Consider the following 17,588-nt stretch of genomic DNA (forward strand, 5'->3'; position numbering starts at 1 on the left):
ATCCTATTCCCCTTTTATGAAATAATAAATTCTTGTTTCTCGATCTGTTCAATTACGTTTTCGAGTCCCTGCATCGTTTCAATTGTAAAATGAGCCCCGTTTTCAACGAAACGCTTTCGAACTACTTCCATTTTTTCACGAAGTTCTACCGGATCCATAGTTTCAGCTGCCCACTCGCTTAAGCCGAGCTCACTACTACCGAGAATTACACCCACAGTCCACATACCAGCATTTCTACCCTCTTTCATATCTGACACTGTGTCCCCGACTTTTATCATATGATTCATCGGATACACACCAAGTTCCATCGCATTTTTATAACACATCCAAGGGTACGGACGGCCTGCTGAAACATCATCTGGCGTCACAAGAACATCAGGTTTATATCCTTGTATTTCTGCTTCTTTTGCAACGATGTCCATCATTTCTCTCGTATAACCAGTTGTTGAGCCAATTTTAAGGCCTCTTTTACGTAATGAAGCAACCACTTCTTTCACCCCATCAATTGGCGTGGCATAGTGTGGCAAAATAGTAAAGAGTATTTCTTCAAACTCTTCATACATCTCGTGAATGTCTGCTTCTGTTGGTAAATGTCCGAAAACACGCTCCCACTCATTCGCAATACGAGGCATTTCTGTTAGTGCCCTTACATGATCGATCTTTAATAATCCCATCGGTTTACGGGCTTCTTCATCTGTAATTTTAACACCACGTTTACGAAAAATTTTTATGAATACTTCCAGTGGTGCAAAACATCCGTAATCTACTGTCGTACCTGCCCAATCAAAAATAACCGCTTCTACTTTCATTCAATCCATCACCCTTCTTATTTATCTTTTTTGCCATTGTGACGTTCGGTTACGAAGTGCTTTCGTTCCCCATTCATATACAACTCTTACTACAATATTTGTAACTACAATCAGTACACTCATTGCAGCTGCTGGCGCTACATTTCCTGCATCATCCATATTTACGATTGATACGGCAGCTAGTTTAAAATCAGCTGCGTATAGAAATACAACCGCTGACACAGTTACCATCGAATTTACGAAATAGTACATCACCATTTCTAAAATTGCTGGTAAACACATTGGTACTGTTACTCTAAAGAATGTTTTATAAAACGGAATACCCATCGACTGCGAAACAAGCTCAAACTCTCGGTCCAATTTCTTTAAAGCAGTCGTTGCGGTAACGAATGTTACCGAATAAAAATGAATGATGTTTACTAGTACTAACACAGCGATTGTTCCATATAAAGAATGAAACGGATTCGTTACTGAAAGTCCAAGTATTTGAATCGTTGGTTGACTAAAGAAAAAGACGTATCCCAATCCAAGTACTAGACCTGGGATTGCTAAAGGTACGATTGAGAAAAAGTAGCCTGTTTTTCGGAAAAACTTTAGCTGATCTATTTTTTCAATCGCATATGCGAACATAAATGTTAAAATTGCCCCAATAACTGCTGTAACTGCTGAGACAATTACACTATTTTTAAATGCTTCAAGTCCATCACCTGTTAAACTCGAAAAATTAAAATGCTCAAATGTAAAACTCATATTATATGGCCATACTTTCACACTTGCCGCAATACCAACTGCCACAAATAAAAGAATAATCATAAGTGTAATCACATTACAATATATGAATGAGACTACATCTCTTTTCTTATTAGCAGTTATTCTATATGGCACCGCTTTTGAAGATAAGAAATTTGCCTGCTTTCTTTGCGTAATACGATCAACTGCAAACGCAAATATAGCCGGGATTAATAAAATCATTCCGACAGTTGCACCCATCGGCATATTTTGTTGCCCAATTACTTGTTTGTATACATCAGTAGCAAGTACATTATATTGCCCACCAACAATTTTTGGTGCGCCAAAATCAGTAAAACTAAGTGTAAACACAACGAACATCGCACTAATTAATCCGTACTTTACACTAGGTAAAGTAACAGTTAGAAATTGCTTTGTTTTACTCGCTCCTAACATATTAGAAGCTTCATATAAACGATAATCAGAGCCTTGGAAAGCAATTAGCAATATAAGAAAGGCTTGCGGAAATGTATACATGACTTCAGCCATTACAATTCCTACTGGTCCATATAAAGGGATTTGTATACCTTCAAACAAGCCAAACATCCCTTTCGTTACTAATCCTTGATTACCAAATAAATATGTCAGTGCAATACCGTGCATCATCGTTGGTGCGAATAGCGGTAACAACGCGACATATTGAAATACACGCTTCCCAAACACATTCGTGCGAGCAATCGCATAGGCGTAAGCAAAAGCAAGTGTTACTGCAATAATTGTTGTCGCGCCCGAAACCCATACCGTATTTTGTAATGATTGAACTAATGTCGGTGTTGTGAAATATTTACTGAAATTCGCAACACCAATGAAAGCTCCATCTTTATCATAAAAAGCTTGTGTAAACAATTGTAATAGCGGCAATACTAGCATAATCAAAAAAGCAAGAATCATACCAATAATTAATAGTCTTTGTATCCACTCTTCTTTACCGATACGTCTCTTAATCTTTTTTTTCGTACTTTCTACCTTTAAGTCTTCTAACATCTCCATCTATACAACAACCTTCTTTCCATATGACAACATATGATTTTCTGAGAAAGAGATTTGAATCGGATTTCCTTTCCTAATAGCTGTTTTTTCTACTTCTGATGCCAATATATCTACAACGATTTTCTCATTATATAGATGTGTTTTTTCATCTATAACTCGCACTTCTGTCCGGTATACAGATCCACGAAATTCCATACTTTCCACAACCGTTTTAATACCATCATTTTGTACAATCGTTACATGTTCAGGACGAATTGCATGTTCTTCATTATTTTTCGAAAAGAAATTAATAGAACCAATAAAATCTGCCACAAACGGATTGGCTGGTCTTTGATAAATCTCCTCTGGTGTTCCAATCTGCATAATTTCCGCATGATTCATTACAACAATTTTATCAGCCATCGTTAATGCCTCTTCTTGATCATGCGTGACCATAATAGTTGTTACTCCTACTTTTTCTTGCAAATCACGCATTTCTCTACGTAACTTTTCACGTACTTTTGCATCTAAAGCAGATAACGGCTCATCGAGTAACAAAATATCCGGAGACAGAGCGAGCGCACGTGCAAGTGCTACTCGCTGCTGTTGTCCACCAGACATTTGAGCAGGATATTTATCTTTTACATTCAGTAAATCAACTAGTTCTAACGCCGATAGCGCCTTCTCTTTTACTTCTGCTTTTCCATACTTTTTCGTCTTTAAGCCGTATTCAATGTTTTCAAGTGCTGTTAAATTCGGAAATAATGCATATGATTGAAACACCATTCCGAAATTTCTCTTTCCAGGAGGTAATGCTGTAATATCTTTTCCATTCACAGCTATACTGCCTGTTGTCGCCTCTTCTAGCCCTGCTAAAATTCGAAGCAATGTTGTTTTCCCACAGCCACTTGGGCCTAATAAACATACAAACTCATTTTTTTTCACAGTAAAAGAAATATCTTTTAACGCTGTAAATGCATCAAACTGTTTTTGAATGTGTTGAATTGATAAATATTCGCTCATTTTTTCTCTCTCCCACTCACTTACTTTTTCGGTTCTGCTTTTTGGCCAAACTCTTTTTCCCATTTTTCTAAAATTTTGTCGCGATTTTCTGCTGCCCACTTAAAGTCATTCTTTTTGTATAATTTTTCCGTCACATCTTTAGGGAATCCATCTGGAAGTTTATAATCATTTTTAATTGTCGCAAATCCATTTTTCTCGAAGTATAACTTCATTACATCATCAGTAATTGCCCAATCTAAAAATGCTTGCGCTAATTTTTCATTTTTTGCATTATCTTTTTTAATAAGTGCGTTCGCTTCTACTTCCCAACCTAATCCTTCTTTTGGCAATACAACTTCAACTGGTGCACCTTTTTGTTTCTCTTTCAAAGCACTATAAACCATCGATACACCAACTGGATATTCACCCGCCCCCGCTAATTTCGCTGGTTTTGAACCTGAATGAGTATAAGTTGCCATATTATCATGAAGTTTCTTCATGTAATCCCAGCCTTTATCTTCACCCATAATTTGTAACCATGCAGAAACTGTTAAAAATCCTGTTCCAGAAGATGCTGGATGCGGCATAACAAGCGTTCCTTTATACTCTGGTTTCGTTAAGTCTTCGTATGATTCTGGCATCGGTAAATTTTTCTTCTTTAATTCTTCTTTATTTATAGCAATCCCCGTCATAAATGCAGTATTTCCTACCCATTTTTCTGGTTGTTTATCATCTTTAAATTGCGGTAAAACGCGATCCGCTCCTTTTGGAGAGTATCCTTTTAACATATCTTTTTTATCTAAAGCTAATAGACTTGAAGCTGCAGTTCCCCATACAACATCTGCTTGTGTATTTTTTCCTTCAGCTAGCAATTTTGCTGTAATAACTCCAGTTGAATCACGAACAATATTCAGCTTCACATCTGGATATTTCTTTTTAAAAGAATCAAGATAAATTGGTACAAGTTCTTCTTCAATTGCTGTGTAAACAGTTAATGATCCAGATAATTTATCATCTTTTACTTTTGCCCCAGCACTTTCTTCTTTCTTTGCACCACACCCCATTAATAACGAAAATACCATTCCAGTTGCTACAGCTTTAAAGATTGTTTTTTTCACTGTCTCTCTCTCCTTTTACAAATCTTATGTACAACTCAAATATAAACAACTAGTGTAAAAGCAGTATTAAACCAACATTAATCTTTTGTTTGTTGTTTGTTTTTGTGTAATACGTTGCTACTTCTATGTTTTTTCGCATTTTTCTGCTAATAATGAACACTAAATTTACAAATAATTAAAAAAACCTTTATAATCCCACAAAAAAATGAGGCGTTTGTAAAAAACGCCTCACTTTTGTTTACCTTTTTTTGAATTACGATTTGCATACTTCGCGCTATTTTCTCCTTCATACTCTAATGCAAATTCTGCATCTGGTAAGCTTTCTTTCGGAGTTTTATTATTGTTGATTGCCGCATTTTGTTTCACTTTTCTTTTTACCAATACATTCACCTGCTCTCAAAAATTCACTTTCTACTCTAGTTTGAAGCGAGCTAAAATAATTATTACTGGCAAGTGTTAACAAGTACATAAGAACTGTTAGATGGAAATACTACATATGAAGAAATCATAATAAAAAGGAGCTCTTATTTTGAAGAAGAAAGATAAAATCCAGTCACCCATTTTAGATGAAACGCTCCCGCATCAAATGAATTTCCCATCTTTTAAAGGAACAGGAAAGAAGATGCAACAACCTTTCATAAATCAATATGACGTCGTAATCGGAGACAGTAAATATGATTCCGAGAACAGTCCACTTCACAATTGGAGTGATGATGTAGATCCTGCCATTATGGCTGGAGAAGAATGGATCCATCCTACAAATGATATTGGTTGGATTTCAGAAGAAAATCAAGAGTTACTAAAAAAAGAAGGAGATAATAAGAAGGATACTTTTATGCATCCGCAATTTGGCATTAATGACTAAAAAACCATTCTACCTATGTTAGGTAGAATGGTTTCATACTATCCAATAATAATTCTCTCTTTCGGATATTTATAGCGAGGTGGCTGTTCTCTTCCGCCACTAGCTAGTATAAATGTTAAAATACCGACACGCCCGATAAACATAAGTACAATGAGTACAAGTTTACCAACAGTTGTTAAATCTGGCGTAATACCTGTCGATAGTCCTGTCGTCCCGAAAGCAGAACAGACTTCAACAATTAAACTCATAAGCGGTACATTTTCCGTAATAGATAAAATAAATAGTGCTGTGGCACATAATAAAATCCCCATTGTCATAACGACAGATGCTTTCAGCACGTCCTCTTCATGTAGCTGACGTTTGAAGACTCTAACCGTTCTCCCGCCTCTTGCAAAAGTGTATAGTGACAATATACTAACAGCAAATGTCGTTGTACGTATCCCGCCCCCAACCGAACTTGGAGATGCTCCTATAAACATTAATATACTCATAAATAAAAGCGTCGGTTGTGACAATTCAAGTATATCCATTGTAGCAAGTCCCCCGCTTCGCGTCGTCACAGATTGGAATAGTGTATAGAAAACTGTTTCATGCCATGACTTTCCTGCTAAAAAATGATTTCGTTCTAGTAAAAAAATCATAATCGTTCCAACGACCACGAGCGCAAAAAATGTTGTTGTCGTCAATTTTGTAAATAGCGAAAAACGAAATAGTTGCTGTCTCCTTTTACTAAGGAATTGTTTCACTTCCATTAATACAGGGAAGCCGATTGCTCCTAAAATAATAAGTAACATATGAATCATTTGAACAATGTAATCTTTTTTATACGGAATTAGCGATTGTCCTGTTAAATCAAATCCGCCGTTCGTAGTTGCACTAACAGCTGCAAAAAAACCGTGAAAATAAGCTTCTTGCCAAGTTGGAAAGTAAAGTAAGAATCTTGTACCTAATAATATCGCTCCAATAAGCTCTATTGAAATAATTACAATTAAAATAGAACGCATCAATTCTACAAGACCTGATAAATTCCCTTGATTATGGTCTGCCATAATGAGTCTTCTTCTCTGCAAACCAATCTTTTTTCCTGTTATAATCCAAACGAATGTACCTAACGCCATAATTCCTAAGCCGCCCAATTGTAAAATAAGGGCTAAAATAATAATTCCTGCCGTAGTAAATGTATCTGAAATCGTAACAACAGACAGGCCCGTAACACTTACCGCACTAACCGATGTAAAAAGTGCATCTATAAATGTCCATTTGACACCAGGCTTCGTAACAAACGGTAAACTAAGCAATATCACCGATACAACTACCGCTAATAAATAAAACAGAACAATGAGTTGTACAGGGCGTAATTTTTGTAAAAACTTTTTTATATCTCTCATTCCATCACTTCGCTACCTTTTTTCTATCGATTAAATAAAGAAAAATCTTTACTTTCTTTATTTGTAAATAACTGCTCAAATATTTTAGCAAATACCATTCCATACACAGTTCCATTACCTCCATATGGCAATGCATAAAATAAATTATGTATCTTATTATCTTCTTTTAAAATAGGGAGACCATCATGACTACCGCCAAATGCTGCCGCCCAATAGTAGTCTGCCTGTATATCTTTATACTGCGGGAACATCTCTTTTATAATGTTAATAAGGACATCACGCTTATGCAATAATTTCGTATCACCGATTGTTTGAATTTGCATTGCTTCATCTAATCCGCCTACAATAATACGGTTTTTATACGTTCGAAAATATAAATACGGCCGTGCTGTTTCCCAAATTAATGATCGCTCATACCAACCTTCAAACTGATCTATTTCATTTGTTACAATTGCATAAGAAGTTTCTACTATTGTATTTTTTTCTTTCTTTCCAAAAAGTGCTTCATAACCCGTCGCCATAATAATATTCTTTGCTACAATTTGATTTCCTGTTTTCGTATAACAAATTAAATCATTTTGACGTTTTTTTATATATATGGCCTCTGTATGTTCATATATAGTAGCACCCATTTGATTTGCTTTATGCAAAAGGCTATGCGCTAATAAATACGGATTTACCTCAGCATCACCGTGTGTATATAATGCCGCTTGTTTTGTAAAAGGATACCGTTCCTTAATATCAGATGCTGTAAAATACTCAACTGGAAACTCATAATTCTGTAACGTTTTGTATTCCTCTTGTAAAAATGAGACATCTTCACTTTTACTTGCATAATATAAACTGTTTCGCGGAATAAACTGGGGATCGATATCGAGAGTCGGTACAACTTTCTCCATTGTTCGTAACGCTTCGTAACAAAGCTTATATGCTCGCACCCCTTTTTCTTCGCCAAATGTATGGATAAGTGAGGTTAACGATTTATCATGAAGAAATTGTAATAACCCTGTATTAGCAGCTGTGCTGCCACATGAAATCATATTTTTTTCAATAAGTGTAACGCACATTCCCATTTTCGCTAACGAATACGCTATTTGAGCACCCGCTTCGCCACTTCCAACTACAAGCACATCACATATCATATCATTTTCTAACGATGGATAACAAGGCATAGAAGCTCCTGTATCCCAAAACAACTTACCAATCATAAGCTTCATAATTATACTCCTAAAATATAAATTTCTCCTTTCTATGTTTTGTTATTTTACATAAAAAAATCCAACTAACATATGCTAGTTGGATTTTTTATTTTTACTTAGAGCGCTCGTCAAGCCAGTCTCCAATCGTCGGATACGTTTGTTTTACCGCTGTTCCACCGTAAACAATCGACATATGTCCCGTTGGTAAACATACATATTGTTTATCTGTGCTAGAAATATGATCTAGCAACGCTTCTACTTGGCACGGCAGGGCGATATGATCACGTTTCCCTGAAATATTTAAGACATTCGCCTTAATATTTGCAAGGTCTACCTTTTGTCCGCGAATCACAAGTTCACCCTTAACCAATTTATTATTTTGATAAAAATCACGAATCCACTGTCTGTATGATTCACCTGGGAACGGAATACCATCGCCAACCCACTTTTGAACTAACCTCCAGCTTTCAACGAAGCGCTCATTCTCTGAACGATCTACTAAAGCAACATATGGACCAACAAAGTTCGTAATTGGTTTTAACATTTTGTTTCCGAAATCAATCATTTCTGGCGGAATATTTCCAAATGTATCAACCGCTTTATCTAGATTGAAGTATTTCTCATCTAATAAAGGACCATATAATCCTGTTTCAGAGAAATCAAAAGGACTTGTCATAAAGATTAGGTTACGAATTGGCATGTGCGGATGAAGTGCCGCATAAATAGAAGTTAGCGTTCCCCCCATGCAATAACCAAGTAAAGAAATCTCGTCCGATTTTGCAGTTCGCATTACTTTTTTCACTGCTTTTGCAATATAATCAAACACAAAATCATCAAATTTCAAATGACTATCTTCTAAACCAAATGTGCCCCAATCAAGCATATACACATCAAAACCACGGTCCACTAAATATTCCACTAAACTATTTCCAGGAGTTAAATCCATAATATATGGTTTATTAATAAGAGCATATATTAATAGAATTGGGACTCTTTGTGTTTTTTCTTGTTTTGGAATGTAGCGATAAAGCTTCGTCTTATTCTTCGTCCAAATAACCTCTTTCGGCGTTAATCCTACTTGTGGCTCTGGTTCACGTAATAAAATTTCACTCGCCCTTTTCACTCGGCGATATGCTTTTCGGTACTCTTCTGGGTATAGCTCTAATTGCTTTTCCCATTCTGTTGCGAATGTAGTCATTTTTCTATCTCCTTTTTGGTCAATTTCCTTCTAAAAAAAGAAGTGCATTCCTGCTATGGATATGCACTTTTTTCTTACTTCATTACATATATAATCCGCCGTTAATGTTTAATTGCTGACCTGTGATATAAGCACCGTCACGGCATAGGTATACTACACCTTTTGCAATTTCATCAGCTTGACCAAAACGTTTTTTCGGGATTTTCGCAACGATTTTTTGGCGTACTTCTTCTGGTACTTCTGCTACCATTTCAGTATCAATAAACCCTGGGCAAATAGCGTTTACAGTTACATTTGTTTTTGCAAGCTCTAATGCTAATGATTTTGTAAATCCTAGCATACCTGCTTTCGCTGCTGAGTAGTTTGTTTGTCCAAATCCACCCGCTTGACCAATAATAGAAGAAATGCTAATAATTCTACCTTCTTCCGCTTCCGTTATGTATGGAAGTACCGCGCTTGTCGTATTAAACACACTGCTTAAGTTCACGTCAATTACGCGTTCCCAATCTTCACGATTTAACTTTTTGAATGTACGATCTCTTGTAATACCAGCATTATTAACAAGAATATCAACTTTACCAAAATGATTCACTGCTTCTTCTACAAGTCGGTTTGCGTCTTCTACTTTAGAAACATCTGCTTGAACTGCATAAACGTCATGTCCTTCTTTTCCTAGTTCATTTACTAAGTTTTCAGCTGCTTCTTTACTGCTGTTATAGTTAATAACAACTTTTGCGCCCTCTTGTGCTAACGCTACTGTGATTGCTTTTCCAATCCCTTTTGCCCCACCTGTTACGATTGCTACTTTGCCATTTAATTGAACCATTTCTTTTCCCCCTTAAATGAATTTGTGAACGACTATTATGAATCATTTTGGTACTCATACTATGGAGTCCCTATATAATTATGTTTCGCTGTTTATACATAGAAAAGAGATTCTCCCTTTCTCTTTCATATGTTATAAACAAGCGCTATTATCACTTTTTATTTTCTGGCTTATTCGTAGGTTTTACTTCTTCTTTTACAGGTTCTTGTAGTTTTGCTAGTACTGCATTTTGCTTTTCTAGCAATTCTAAAATTTGATCAACTTTCGTTTCTAATGTGCGAATATCTTGTTTTACTTTCGTAACATCGCGCTTTAATGTAGGAGCTTGTCCTACTGACTCTACCTTATCTTCTAGAAACTCCTCAATGTTATCCACTTTATTTTCTAAGTTAATAACAAGCGTAGCCACTCTAGCGATATCCTCTTTCGTAGGCACATTTACCTGCTCTAAATAATTTTTTGTCGTATCATTTAATGCTTTTTGATAAAACAAATTCAAATCTAGAACGCTGCCCATCCAAGCAGAATATTCTTCTGTTTTAATTGTTTCATTGAGCGCTTTTCCCCAAAATGTTTCGGTTTGTTCATAAGCATTTTTCCATGCTTGTAGTGGATCGAATTTTTGATCAATCACTTTACCTACACTCCCTTTTTCGTTTTTGAAACAATTCAACCTATTCATTATTTTCCAATATTCTGAATAAAACTTCAAGTCTATATTTTATTTTTTTCTATTTTCTAACAAATGTATTGACTTTAAAAACAGATAGGTGTAAATTGCACTTATAAGCAAAAAATTCCATCTAACTGATTCATGAGGTGATGCACAATCATGCTACATAATGAACCAGAACAACGCGAAAGTTTGGAGAACAACCAAGCAAAACAACCAAACTCCATGCCAAAAAACTTCTTAGTTCCCTTCTTACTTCTCTGTCTTAAAGACTGGAGTCTTCATGGTTACAAACTTATTCAAATGCTAATGGATATCGGCTTTTCTTCTGTTGACCAAGGTAATGTGTACAGAACACTACGCAAATTAGAAAAAGAAAACCTTATTTCTTCTACTTGGGATACAAGCGACGGAGGGCCAGCAAAAAGAATTTATTCTTTAACTGAATATGGAGAGCAATATTTAACAACATGTGCGACTTCTTTTGAGCATTATCAAAATATGTTGCGGACGTTTTTCACGTTATACACCAATGCATTCTTTCCATTTTCTACTTCTCCAGAAAAGGATGAAAAAGATTCTTCATCTTCACCTGGTGATACAGCAGAGTAATCTGCGTTCACAATATGTAAAAAAACATTTGGGGGTCAAACAATGGAAACTAAACCATACGAATTAGTCGATGCATTTTGGAAAAACTGGTCTCAATCACTTTCCCTTTTCTCTTCAGCTGGGAAACAATTAGAGCAACTTACTTTAGAAACATTAAAACAACAACAAGATGCTTTGCATAAATTAACATCAGGAGTAGATGAACTAGAAAAAGAACTGCAACAATTTACTACTCAATTCAATAATCAGTATACAGATTACGTGAAGCAATTAACTGGAAACTCCTTAAATGATCAAATTAATGAGTGGCAAGACAAATGGAAAGAGCTTTCTGCTCATATGCAACAGCTAACTGTTTCTCCTACAAAAACATCTTTGTCTATCCTTACTCAAACAAGCGGTCAATTTGAAGAAACAACGAAGCAATTTATTGAACAACAACAATTACAACGTGAAGAGGCTCAAAAACAGTTAGAAGGTTTTTTGGAAGATTTCAAGACAAAACAGTTGGAACTCGCAAAAAAGTTCGAGGAAAACTCAAAAAATCTATTTACTTCCATCAAGTAAGAAAAATGTGGGAGCTAACTGCAGCACAAACAAAACTCTTTCTTCCTCCTACTACATCAAGATGGCTAGCATTTTTCGATATGGAAAAGAAGGAGGACAAAATGAATCCATTTCAAGAAGCACAAACCGTCCCGGAGCTTCGTTATGATGAGATTCAAGTCGGTGATCAAGCATCACTTACAAAAACGATTACGGATGAGGACGTTATCAATTTTGCAAAATTGACTGGAGATGTGAATCCTATTCATATTTTAGATTCTTTTGCAAAAACGACAATGTTTAAAGAACGTATTGCTCATGGTATGCTCGTTTCAAGTTTTATTTCTACCATCCTTGGAACGAAACTCCCGGGTAAAAATACGATTTATTTATCTCAAAACGTTTCATTCCGCGCTCCTGTCAAAATCGGCGATACACTTCGCGTTGTGGCAGAGGTCATCAAAAAACGTGACGATAAAAAAATCATTACGTTGCAAACAAATATATATAATCAATCGGATGATATTGTCGTGGAAGGTACAGCGACAATACTAAAAAAAGAGTAGCAAAAATTGCTACTCTTTTTTCTATCCAATAACTTCTAATCACACCGATTACTTCCGCGTATGAGCACGCCGGTTCCACATAAAATAACGGTACCAGTTCAGATACATACTTAGCTGAACTGGATTACTCATAAGGATGTGTATCATCATGGCAAAAACAAACAAATTACTAGTTCCAGGTGCTGAACAAGCACTTGATCAATTTAAATATGAAATTGCACAAGAATTCGGCGTAAGCTTAGGGTCTAATACTGCATCACGTTCTAACGGATCAGTTGGCGGTGAAGTAACAAAACGTCTTGTTTCTTTAGCTCAACAACAATTACGTGGATAACAATATAACATATGGCTTAGAGGCAGATATTCTCTGCCTCTTTCTATTTTTAACATACATAATGGTGCTTTTTCACATACTAGTAAAAGCAAACTGAAAGGAACGATATGTAACATGAAACGGATTAACATTCACATGAGTCCTCCCCGTGTTCTTACTTTGTCTTTTATTATGTTATCAATTATCGGTACATGCTTATTAAAATTGCCAATTGCTACAACGACGTCTATTTCATGGCTCGATGCTTTATTTACAACCGTTTCTGCTTGTACGGTTACAGGGCTTGGTGTTGTGGACACTGGGAAAATATTTACCTTATTTGGCCAATGTGTCATTTTAATACTTATACAAGTGGGCGGACTTGGCATTATGAGCTTTGCCGTTTTAATTGCGATTATGCTTGGCAGAAAAATTGGCCTTCAAAACCGAATTTTATTGCAACAAGCATTAAATCAAACGAATATAGGCGGTGTCATTCGTCTTGCCAAAGCATTATTTTTATTCTCTTTTACAGTCGAATGTATCGCTGCTTTCATTCTTTCTTTTGAATGGGTACCGAAATATGGGATTGCTAAAGGGATCTATTATAGCTTTTTTCATTCCATCTCTGCTTTTAACAATGCAGGTTTTTCTGTTTGGAGCGATAATTTAATGTCCCACTCTCACAGCATTCTTGTCAATCTCGTCATTTCCTCCCTCATTATTTTAGGTGGGATTGGTTTTACAGTAATCGTAGATATAAAAAGAAAGAAAAATTTTAAAAACCTTACATTACACTCAAAACTTATGCTCTCTTCTACTCTAATCATCAATATTATTGCGACTGTTTTTATTTTTATATTCGAGTTTCACAATTCTCTTTCTATGAGAGGCTTTACCCCATTTGAAGAAGGCATGGCTGCTTATTTCCAAGCTATTTCAACGCGTACTGCCGGGTTTAATACAGTTGATATTTCCGCATTATCAAAGCCTTCCCTTTTATTAATGATGCTTCTAATGTTTATTGGAGCCGGTAGTGCTTCAACTGGCGGTGGGATTAAATTAACAACCTTTTTAATCATGTTTTTTGGGGTATTTAAATTTTTACAAGAACAAGATGATATTGTCGTGTTTAAAAAATCCATTAAAGATACTCTCATTGTCAAATCATTAACCATCGCTATTATTTCTATTTCATTTATTTTTTTTGCTATTTTAATTTTAAGCATTACTGAGCGAGTTCCTCTATTGATGAGTGCTTTCGAAGTATTTTCAGCATTTGGGACTGTCGGTCTCAGTATGAATTTCACACCACACTTAACGATGATTGGAAAAGCTATTATTATCTTTATGATGTTTTTTGGGAAGATGGGGCCTTTAACATTAGCTTTTTCATTTGCACGTAAAAAGAACCGGAAAATAAAATATCCGAATGAAGACATTTTAACAGGTTGACAACCGTATAAATTATCCATATAATGAGAGTACAATAGCATATCTCCAAAGGGGAGTAGCGTCCAAGAATATTTCTTGGAAACAAAGTCGTCATTACGTAGAACTTAGTTCTTCCGGCTTTGTTGGCATTTTCATTACATATGTCTAGCAAGACCTTTGCCTATTAACGGCAGAGGTCTTTTTTGCATTCATTACCAAATTCTTCCAAAGTTAATAGGCAGGAGTATGGGGAAACTAAATAGTGGGGAAATTCTTCACTTATTTAGTACTTATAGAAATGAGAGGAGAATGTACATGGATGTATCATTATTATTGGAGTATGGTTGGGTACTACTCATCCTAATTGCACTAGAGGGGATTTTAGCGGCTGACAACGCTCTTGTTCTTGCAATTATGGTAAAACATTTACCAGAAGAAAAAAGAAAGAAAGCACTATTTTATGGATTAGCAGGGGCATTTGTTTTCCGTTTCGGATCGTTATTTATGATTTCGTTCCTAGTCGACGTATGGCAAGTGCAAGCAATCGGTGCCATTTACCTTATGTTTATCGCTGGTAATCACTTATTTAAAACGTATGTTAAAAAGAATACAGATGAAGAAACAGAAGAAAAAGAAGCAAAGAAAAAACAAGAGAACTTTTGGTGGACTGTATTTAAAGTTGAAGTTGCAGATATCGCCTTCGCAGTTGATTCTATTTTAGCTGCTGTTGCATTAGCAATGACTTTACCAAAAACAGGATTAGGTACAATTGGTAGTCTTGATACTGGACAATTCGTTGTTATCTTTGTAGGTGGACTTATCGGATTAATCATTATGCGATTTGCGGCAACTGCTTTCGTACAAATTTTAAAACGTAAACCAGGACTTGAAACTGCGGCATTCTTAATTGTAGGTTGGGTTGGTGTGAAACTAGCAGTTTATACGTTAGCACACCCTGCATTAAATGTAATTCCGCACTCATTCCCAGAATCTACACCATGGAAGCTTACATTCTGGATTGTATTAGTTGGAATCGCAGCTGGTGGTTGGTTCTTCTCAAAAGAAGTAGAAACAAAAGTAGAAAAGAATTTAGACGAAAAAGCGCTGTAATTACAGTGCTTTTTCTTTTTGCCCTTCCCCCTCTCAATGTCCAGAAAAAATTCTATTATACTATATTTTGTAAACGCTTTCTTAATATATGTATGTCCTTTTTGTGAAACATTGCACAAACTTATTGAAACTATAAAAGAATCCATGTACTTTATTCATATAAGGAGTATTTATAGATGATGTACTAAAGGAGCGTATTACTCATGCTAGAACAAGGATTAGATTATGTTGTCAAACTGGCTAAGGGCAAAAAACAAATGTTAGATACAAACCCGATGCAATATTTCATTCGTGCAGCACTTGCGGGTATTTATATCGGTTTTATTATTGTTCTATGCTTTAAATTAGGTAACTTTTTTCACATTGCAGATTCACCAGCAACTTATTTAGCTGCTTCTATGTTTTTCGGAATTGCTCTCGTACTTATTATATATGGTGGTGCTGAATTGTTTACTGGAAACACAATGTACTTCACTGTAGCAACATTAAGAAAAGAAACAACACTATCTGATACACTTCGTAACTGGTTTGCTTGTTATGCAGGCAATTTAGCTGGTGCTTTATTCTTTGCCTTACTATTTTACGCAACTGGCATTTTTGAAGCAATTGATCACGGTCATTTCATGAATAAAGTAGTAGAAGGAAAAATGAATACACCTACAATGCAACTATTCTTTAAAGCAATTTTATGTAACTGGCTTGTATGTCTTGCTTGTTTCTTACCTTCTCAAGTTAAAGGTGATACAGCAAAAATTATGATGATGATGATGCTCGTTTTCACATTCTTCTTATCTGGTTACGAGCATAGCATCGCAAACTTATCACTGTTTGCTTTATCCTTAGTTTCACCGCATCCTGAGACAATTTCTTTTGCAGGTGCTATTCATAACTTAATTCCAGTTACAATCGGTAACATTATTGGTGGGTCTGTATTTGTCGGTATGGTATACCATTACTTAACAAAGAAAGTACCTGACGTGAAACAAGAAGAAACTGAATTAGGAGCAGCTCAACAAGAAGAAATCATTCCGTTGCAAGCGCATATGAAACATTAAAAACTCCAAAGTTTTACTTTGGAGTTTTTAGCTCCCCACATATTTAACAACAAGATTAGGATTAATCTCTCCTTCTTCCTTTCCCTTATTCATTCTCTGTTTCATCTTATGCATACCGATGACATCATTCGTATGAAAGTGTATTTCATTTACATATAAACCCTCTTTACAAAAAGCTTCGACAAAATCTAATCCACTTTTTTCTCCCCATCCCATATTGAAATCAAGGGAAAGAACATTCACCTCATAATCTCGTACCATTTGCAAAGCACATTCTACTGTAGTTGCGAGCACGTAACCGTACGGACAACTTCTTTGATCATCCATATATACATTCATTTTCTATCCCCTCTCTATTTTGCATACGTGACCAACATGTAACATATTGCCCCAAGACTAATAAAAGGACCAAACGGTATTTGAGTCCTCATTTTCATACGTTTTAATACGAGACCAGCTCCAAAGAAACAAAGACTAAAACAAGATGCTAAAAATAAAACGATAAAAATCCCTTTCAGTCCCACTATAAATCCAAGTAACGAAAGTAATTTTATATCCCCTCCCCCAAGCCCTTCTGGATATATCTTTTGCATGCAGTATAACAAAATGAATATAACGCAACTACCAACTATACTATCTATCCAGGTGACTAACGGTATAAAAGCACATTCTAAAATGAGTAAACAAGCAAACCAAGCTAAAATACGATTTGGAATTAACATATATATGTAATCTGTAACTGAAATAATAAGAAGTAACGAAAAAAGTGATAAAACGATAATAAGCTCTCGTTCCACCCCAATCATATATACAGTAAGAAGGCATATCATTCCAGTTACAAGTTCAAATACTACGTACAAAATTGAAATTTTCCTCTTACAATTCGTACAACGCCCTCTTTGCATACAAAAAGAAATGATTGGAATCAATTCTTTTGGCTTTAGCACATACTTACAATAATGACAATATGAACGCGGGGTTATGATAGACTCCCCTAGCGGAACTCTCATCGCAATTACCATAAAAAAAGAACCAAACACCATCCCCGCTAACAATGCATATACATAAGTGAACATCCCTTCCTCTCCTTTCCAGAAGAACATAGCAAAAAAAGGA

20 protein-coding genes and 1 riboswitch are annotated in these 17,588 nt (G+C 35.7%); of the genes, 8 read left to right on the forward strand and 12 right to left on the reverse strand.

Annotated features, from left to right (window positions below; genetic code table 11):
* Positions 1-14: 14 nt before the first annotated feature.
* The 5 genes from phnX to QCI47_RS21435 form a co-directional block, all read right to left on the reverse strand.
* Positions 15-809 carry a phosphonoacetaldehyde hydrolase gene (gene phnX, locus QCI47_RS21415; RefSeq protein WP_262717949.1) on the reverse strand — a complete coding sequence of 265 codons (795 nt, stop codon included), beginning with the start codon at positions 807-809 and terminating at the stop codon, positions 15-17.
* A gap of 21 nt (positions 810-830) precedes the next feature.
* Positions 831-2,588 (reverse strand): putative 2-aminoethylphosphonate ABC transporter permease subunit, encoded by a 1,758-nt coding sequence (locus QCI47_RS21420; RefSeq protein ID WP_309422138.1) that lies wholly within the window; start codon positions 2,586-2,588, stop codon positions 831-833.
* Complete coding sequence (locus QCI47_RS21425) at positions 2,589-3,590, reverse strand: putative 2-aminoethylphosphonate ABC transporter ATP-binding protein (protein ID WP_000006183.1); 1,002 nt, start codon at positions 3,588-3,590, stop codon at positions 2,589-2,591.
* Positions 3,591-3,610: 20 nt separating this feature from the next.
* Positions 3,611-4,687 (reverse strand): putative 2-aminoethylphosphonate ABC transporter substrate-binding protein, encoded by a 1,077-nt coding sequence (locus tag QCI47_RS21430; RefSeq protein ID WP_000750887.1) that lies wholly within the window; start codon positions 4,685-4,687, stop codon positions 3,611-3,613.
* A 228-nt stretch (positions 4,688-4,915) separates the two neighbouring features.
* Positions 4,916-5,068, reverse strand: a complete 153-nt coding sequence (locus QCI47_RS21435) for a hypothetical protein (protein WP_000240799.1) — start codon at positions 5,066-5,068, stop codon at positions 4,916-4,918.
* 148 nt (positions 5,069-5,216) lie between these two features.
* On the opposite strand from QCI47_RS21435, the gene QCI47_RS21440 reads away from it, so the two are divergent.
* A complete protein-coding gene (locus QCI47_RS21440; protein ID WP_000725962.1) occupies positions 5,217-5,552 on the forward strand; it encodes a DUF3905 domain-containing protein in 336 nt (111 codons plus the stop codon).
* Between the two features lie 38 nt (positions 5,553-5,590).
* On the opposite strand, the gene QCI47_RS21445 is transcribed toward QCI47_RS21440, so the two are convergent.
* The 5 genes from QCI47_RS21445 to phaR form a co-directional block, all read right to left on the reverse strand.
* Entirely contained in the window at positions 5,591-6,940 is a 1,350-nt protein-coding gene (locus QCI47_RS21445) for a TrkH family potassium uptake protein (protein ID WP_001204709.1), read from the reverse strand.
* 23 nt (positions 6,941-6,963) lie between these two features.
* Positions 6,964-8,157 (reverse strand): NAD(P)/FAD-dependent oxidoreductase, encoded by a 1,194-nt coding sequence (locus QCI47_RS21450; protein ID WP_000772473.1) that lies wholly within the window; start codon positions 8,155-8,157, stop codon positions 6,964-6,966.
* 94 nt (positions 8,158-8,251) lie between these two features.
* On the reverse strand, positions 8,252-9,337 hold the full coding sequence (phaC, locus tag QCI47_RS21455) for a class III poly(R)-hydroxyalkanoic acid synthase subunit PhaC (RefSeq protein ID WP_000206335.1): 1,086 nt from the start codon (positions 9,335-9,337) through the stop codon (positions 8,252-8,254).
* Between the two features lie 82 nt (positions 9,338-9,419).
* Complete coding sequence (locus QCI47_RS21460) at positions 9,420-10,163, reverse strand: acetoacetyl-CoA reductase (RefSeq protein ID WP_000250412.1); 744 nt, start codon at positions 10,161-10,163, stop codon at positions 9,420-9,422.
* A 151-nt stretch (positions 10,164-10,314) separates the two neighbouring features.
* Entirely contained in the window at positions 10,315-10,797 is a 483-nt protein-coding gene (gene phaR, locus QCI47_RS21465) for a polyhydroxyalkanoic acid synthase subunit PhaR (protein ID WP_000566940.1), read from the reverse strand.
* A gap of 198 nt (positions 10,798-10,995) precedes the next feature.
* Here phaR and phaQ point away from each other — a divergent pair, with 198 nt between their 5' ends.
* From phaQ to QCI47_RS21500, 7 genes are all read left to right on the forward strand, one after another.
* Entirely contained in the window at positions 10,996-11,448 is a 453-nt protein-coding gene (phaQ, locus tag QCI47_RS21470; RefSeq protein ID WP_000903020.1) for a poly-beta-hydroxybutyrate-responsive repressor, read from the forward strand.
* 42 nt (positions 11,449-11,490) lie between these two features.
* Positions 11,491-12,015, forward strand: coding sequence for a polyhydroxyalkanoic acid inclusion protein PhaP (phaP, locus tag QCI47_RS21475; RefSeq protein ID WP_000448589.1), 525 nt, complete (start codon positions 11,491-11,493; stop codon positions 12,013-12,015).
* Positions 12,016-12,116: 101 nt separating this feature from the next.
* Positions 12,117-12,560 carry a MaoC family dehydratase gene (locus QCI47_RS21480; RefSeq protein ID WP_001067916.1) on the forward strand — a complete coding sequence of 148 codons (444 nt, stop codon included), beginning with the start codon at positions 12,117-12,119 and terminating at the stop codon, positions 12,558-12,560.
* 148 nt (positions 12,561-12,708) lie between these two features.
* Positions 12,709-12,894: an alpha/beta-type small acid-soluble spore protein gene (locus QCI47_RS21485; protein WP_001140707.1), complete on the forward strand. Its 186-nt coding sequence runs from the start codon at positions 12,709-12,711 to the stop codon at positions 12,892-12,894.
* A gap of 114 nt (positions 12,895-13,008) precedes the next feature.
* A complete protein-coding gene (locus QCI47_RS21490; RefSeq protein WP_071741605.1) occupies positions 13,009-14,328 on the forward strand; it encodes a TrkH family potassium uptake protein in 1,320 nt (439 codons plus the stop codon).
* A 38-nt stretch (positions 14,329-14,366) separates the two neighbouring features.
* Positions 14,367-14,532, forward strand: a riboswitch (yybP-ykoY riboswitch).
* A 90-nt stretch (positions 14,533-14,622) separates the two neighbouring features.
* Complete coding sequence (locus QCI47_RS21495; protein ID WP_000383322.1) at positions 14,623-15,417, forward strand: TerC family protein; 795 nt, start codon at positions 14,623-14,625, stop codon at positions 15,415-15,417.
* A 203-nt stretch (positions 15,418-15,620) separates the two neighbouring features.
* Positions 15,621-16,472 carry a formate/nitrite transporter family protein gene (locus QCI47_RS21500; protein ID WP_061131191.1) on the forward strand — a complete coding sequence of 284 codons (852 nt, stop codon included), beginning with the start codon at positions 15,621-15,623 and terminating at the stop codon, positions 16,470-16,472.
* A gap of 27 nt (positions 16,473-16,499) precedes the next feature.
* On the opposite strand, the gene QCI47_RS21505 is transcribed toward QCI47_RS21500, so the two are convergent.
* On the reverse strand, positions 16,500-16,811 hold the full coding sequence (locus QCI47_RS21505; RefSeq protein WP_001103780.1) for a cyclic-phosphate processing receiver domain-containing protein: 312 nt from the start codon (positions 16,809-16,811) through the stop codon (positions 16,500-16,502).
* Positions 16,812-16,825: 14 nt separating this feature from the next.
* Positions 16,826-17,548 carry a prepilin peptidase gene (locus QCI47_RS21510; RefSeq protein ID WP_000495748.1) on the reverse strand — a complete coding sequence of 241 codons (723 nt, stop codon included), beginning with the start codon at positions 17,546-17,548 and terminating at the stop codon, positions 16,826-16,828.
* Positions 17,549-17,588: the final 40 nt, after the last annotated feature.

It is taken from the genome of Bacillus cereus group sp. RP29 (assembly GCF_040459765.1).
GTDB classification, from domain to species: Bacteria; Bacillota; Bacilli; order Bacillales; family Bacillaceae_G; genus Bacillus_A; species Bacillus_A paranthracis.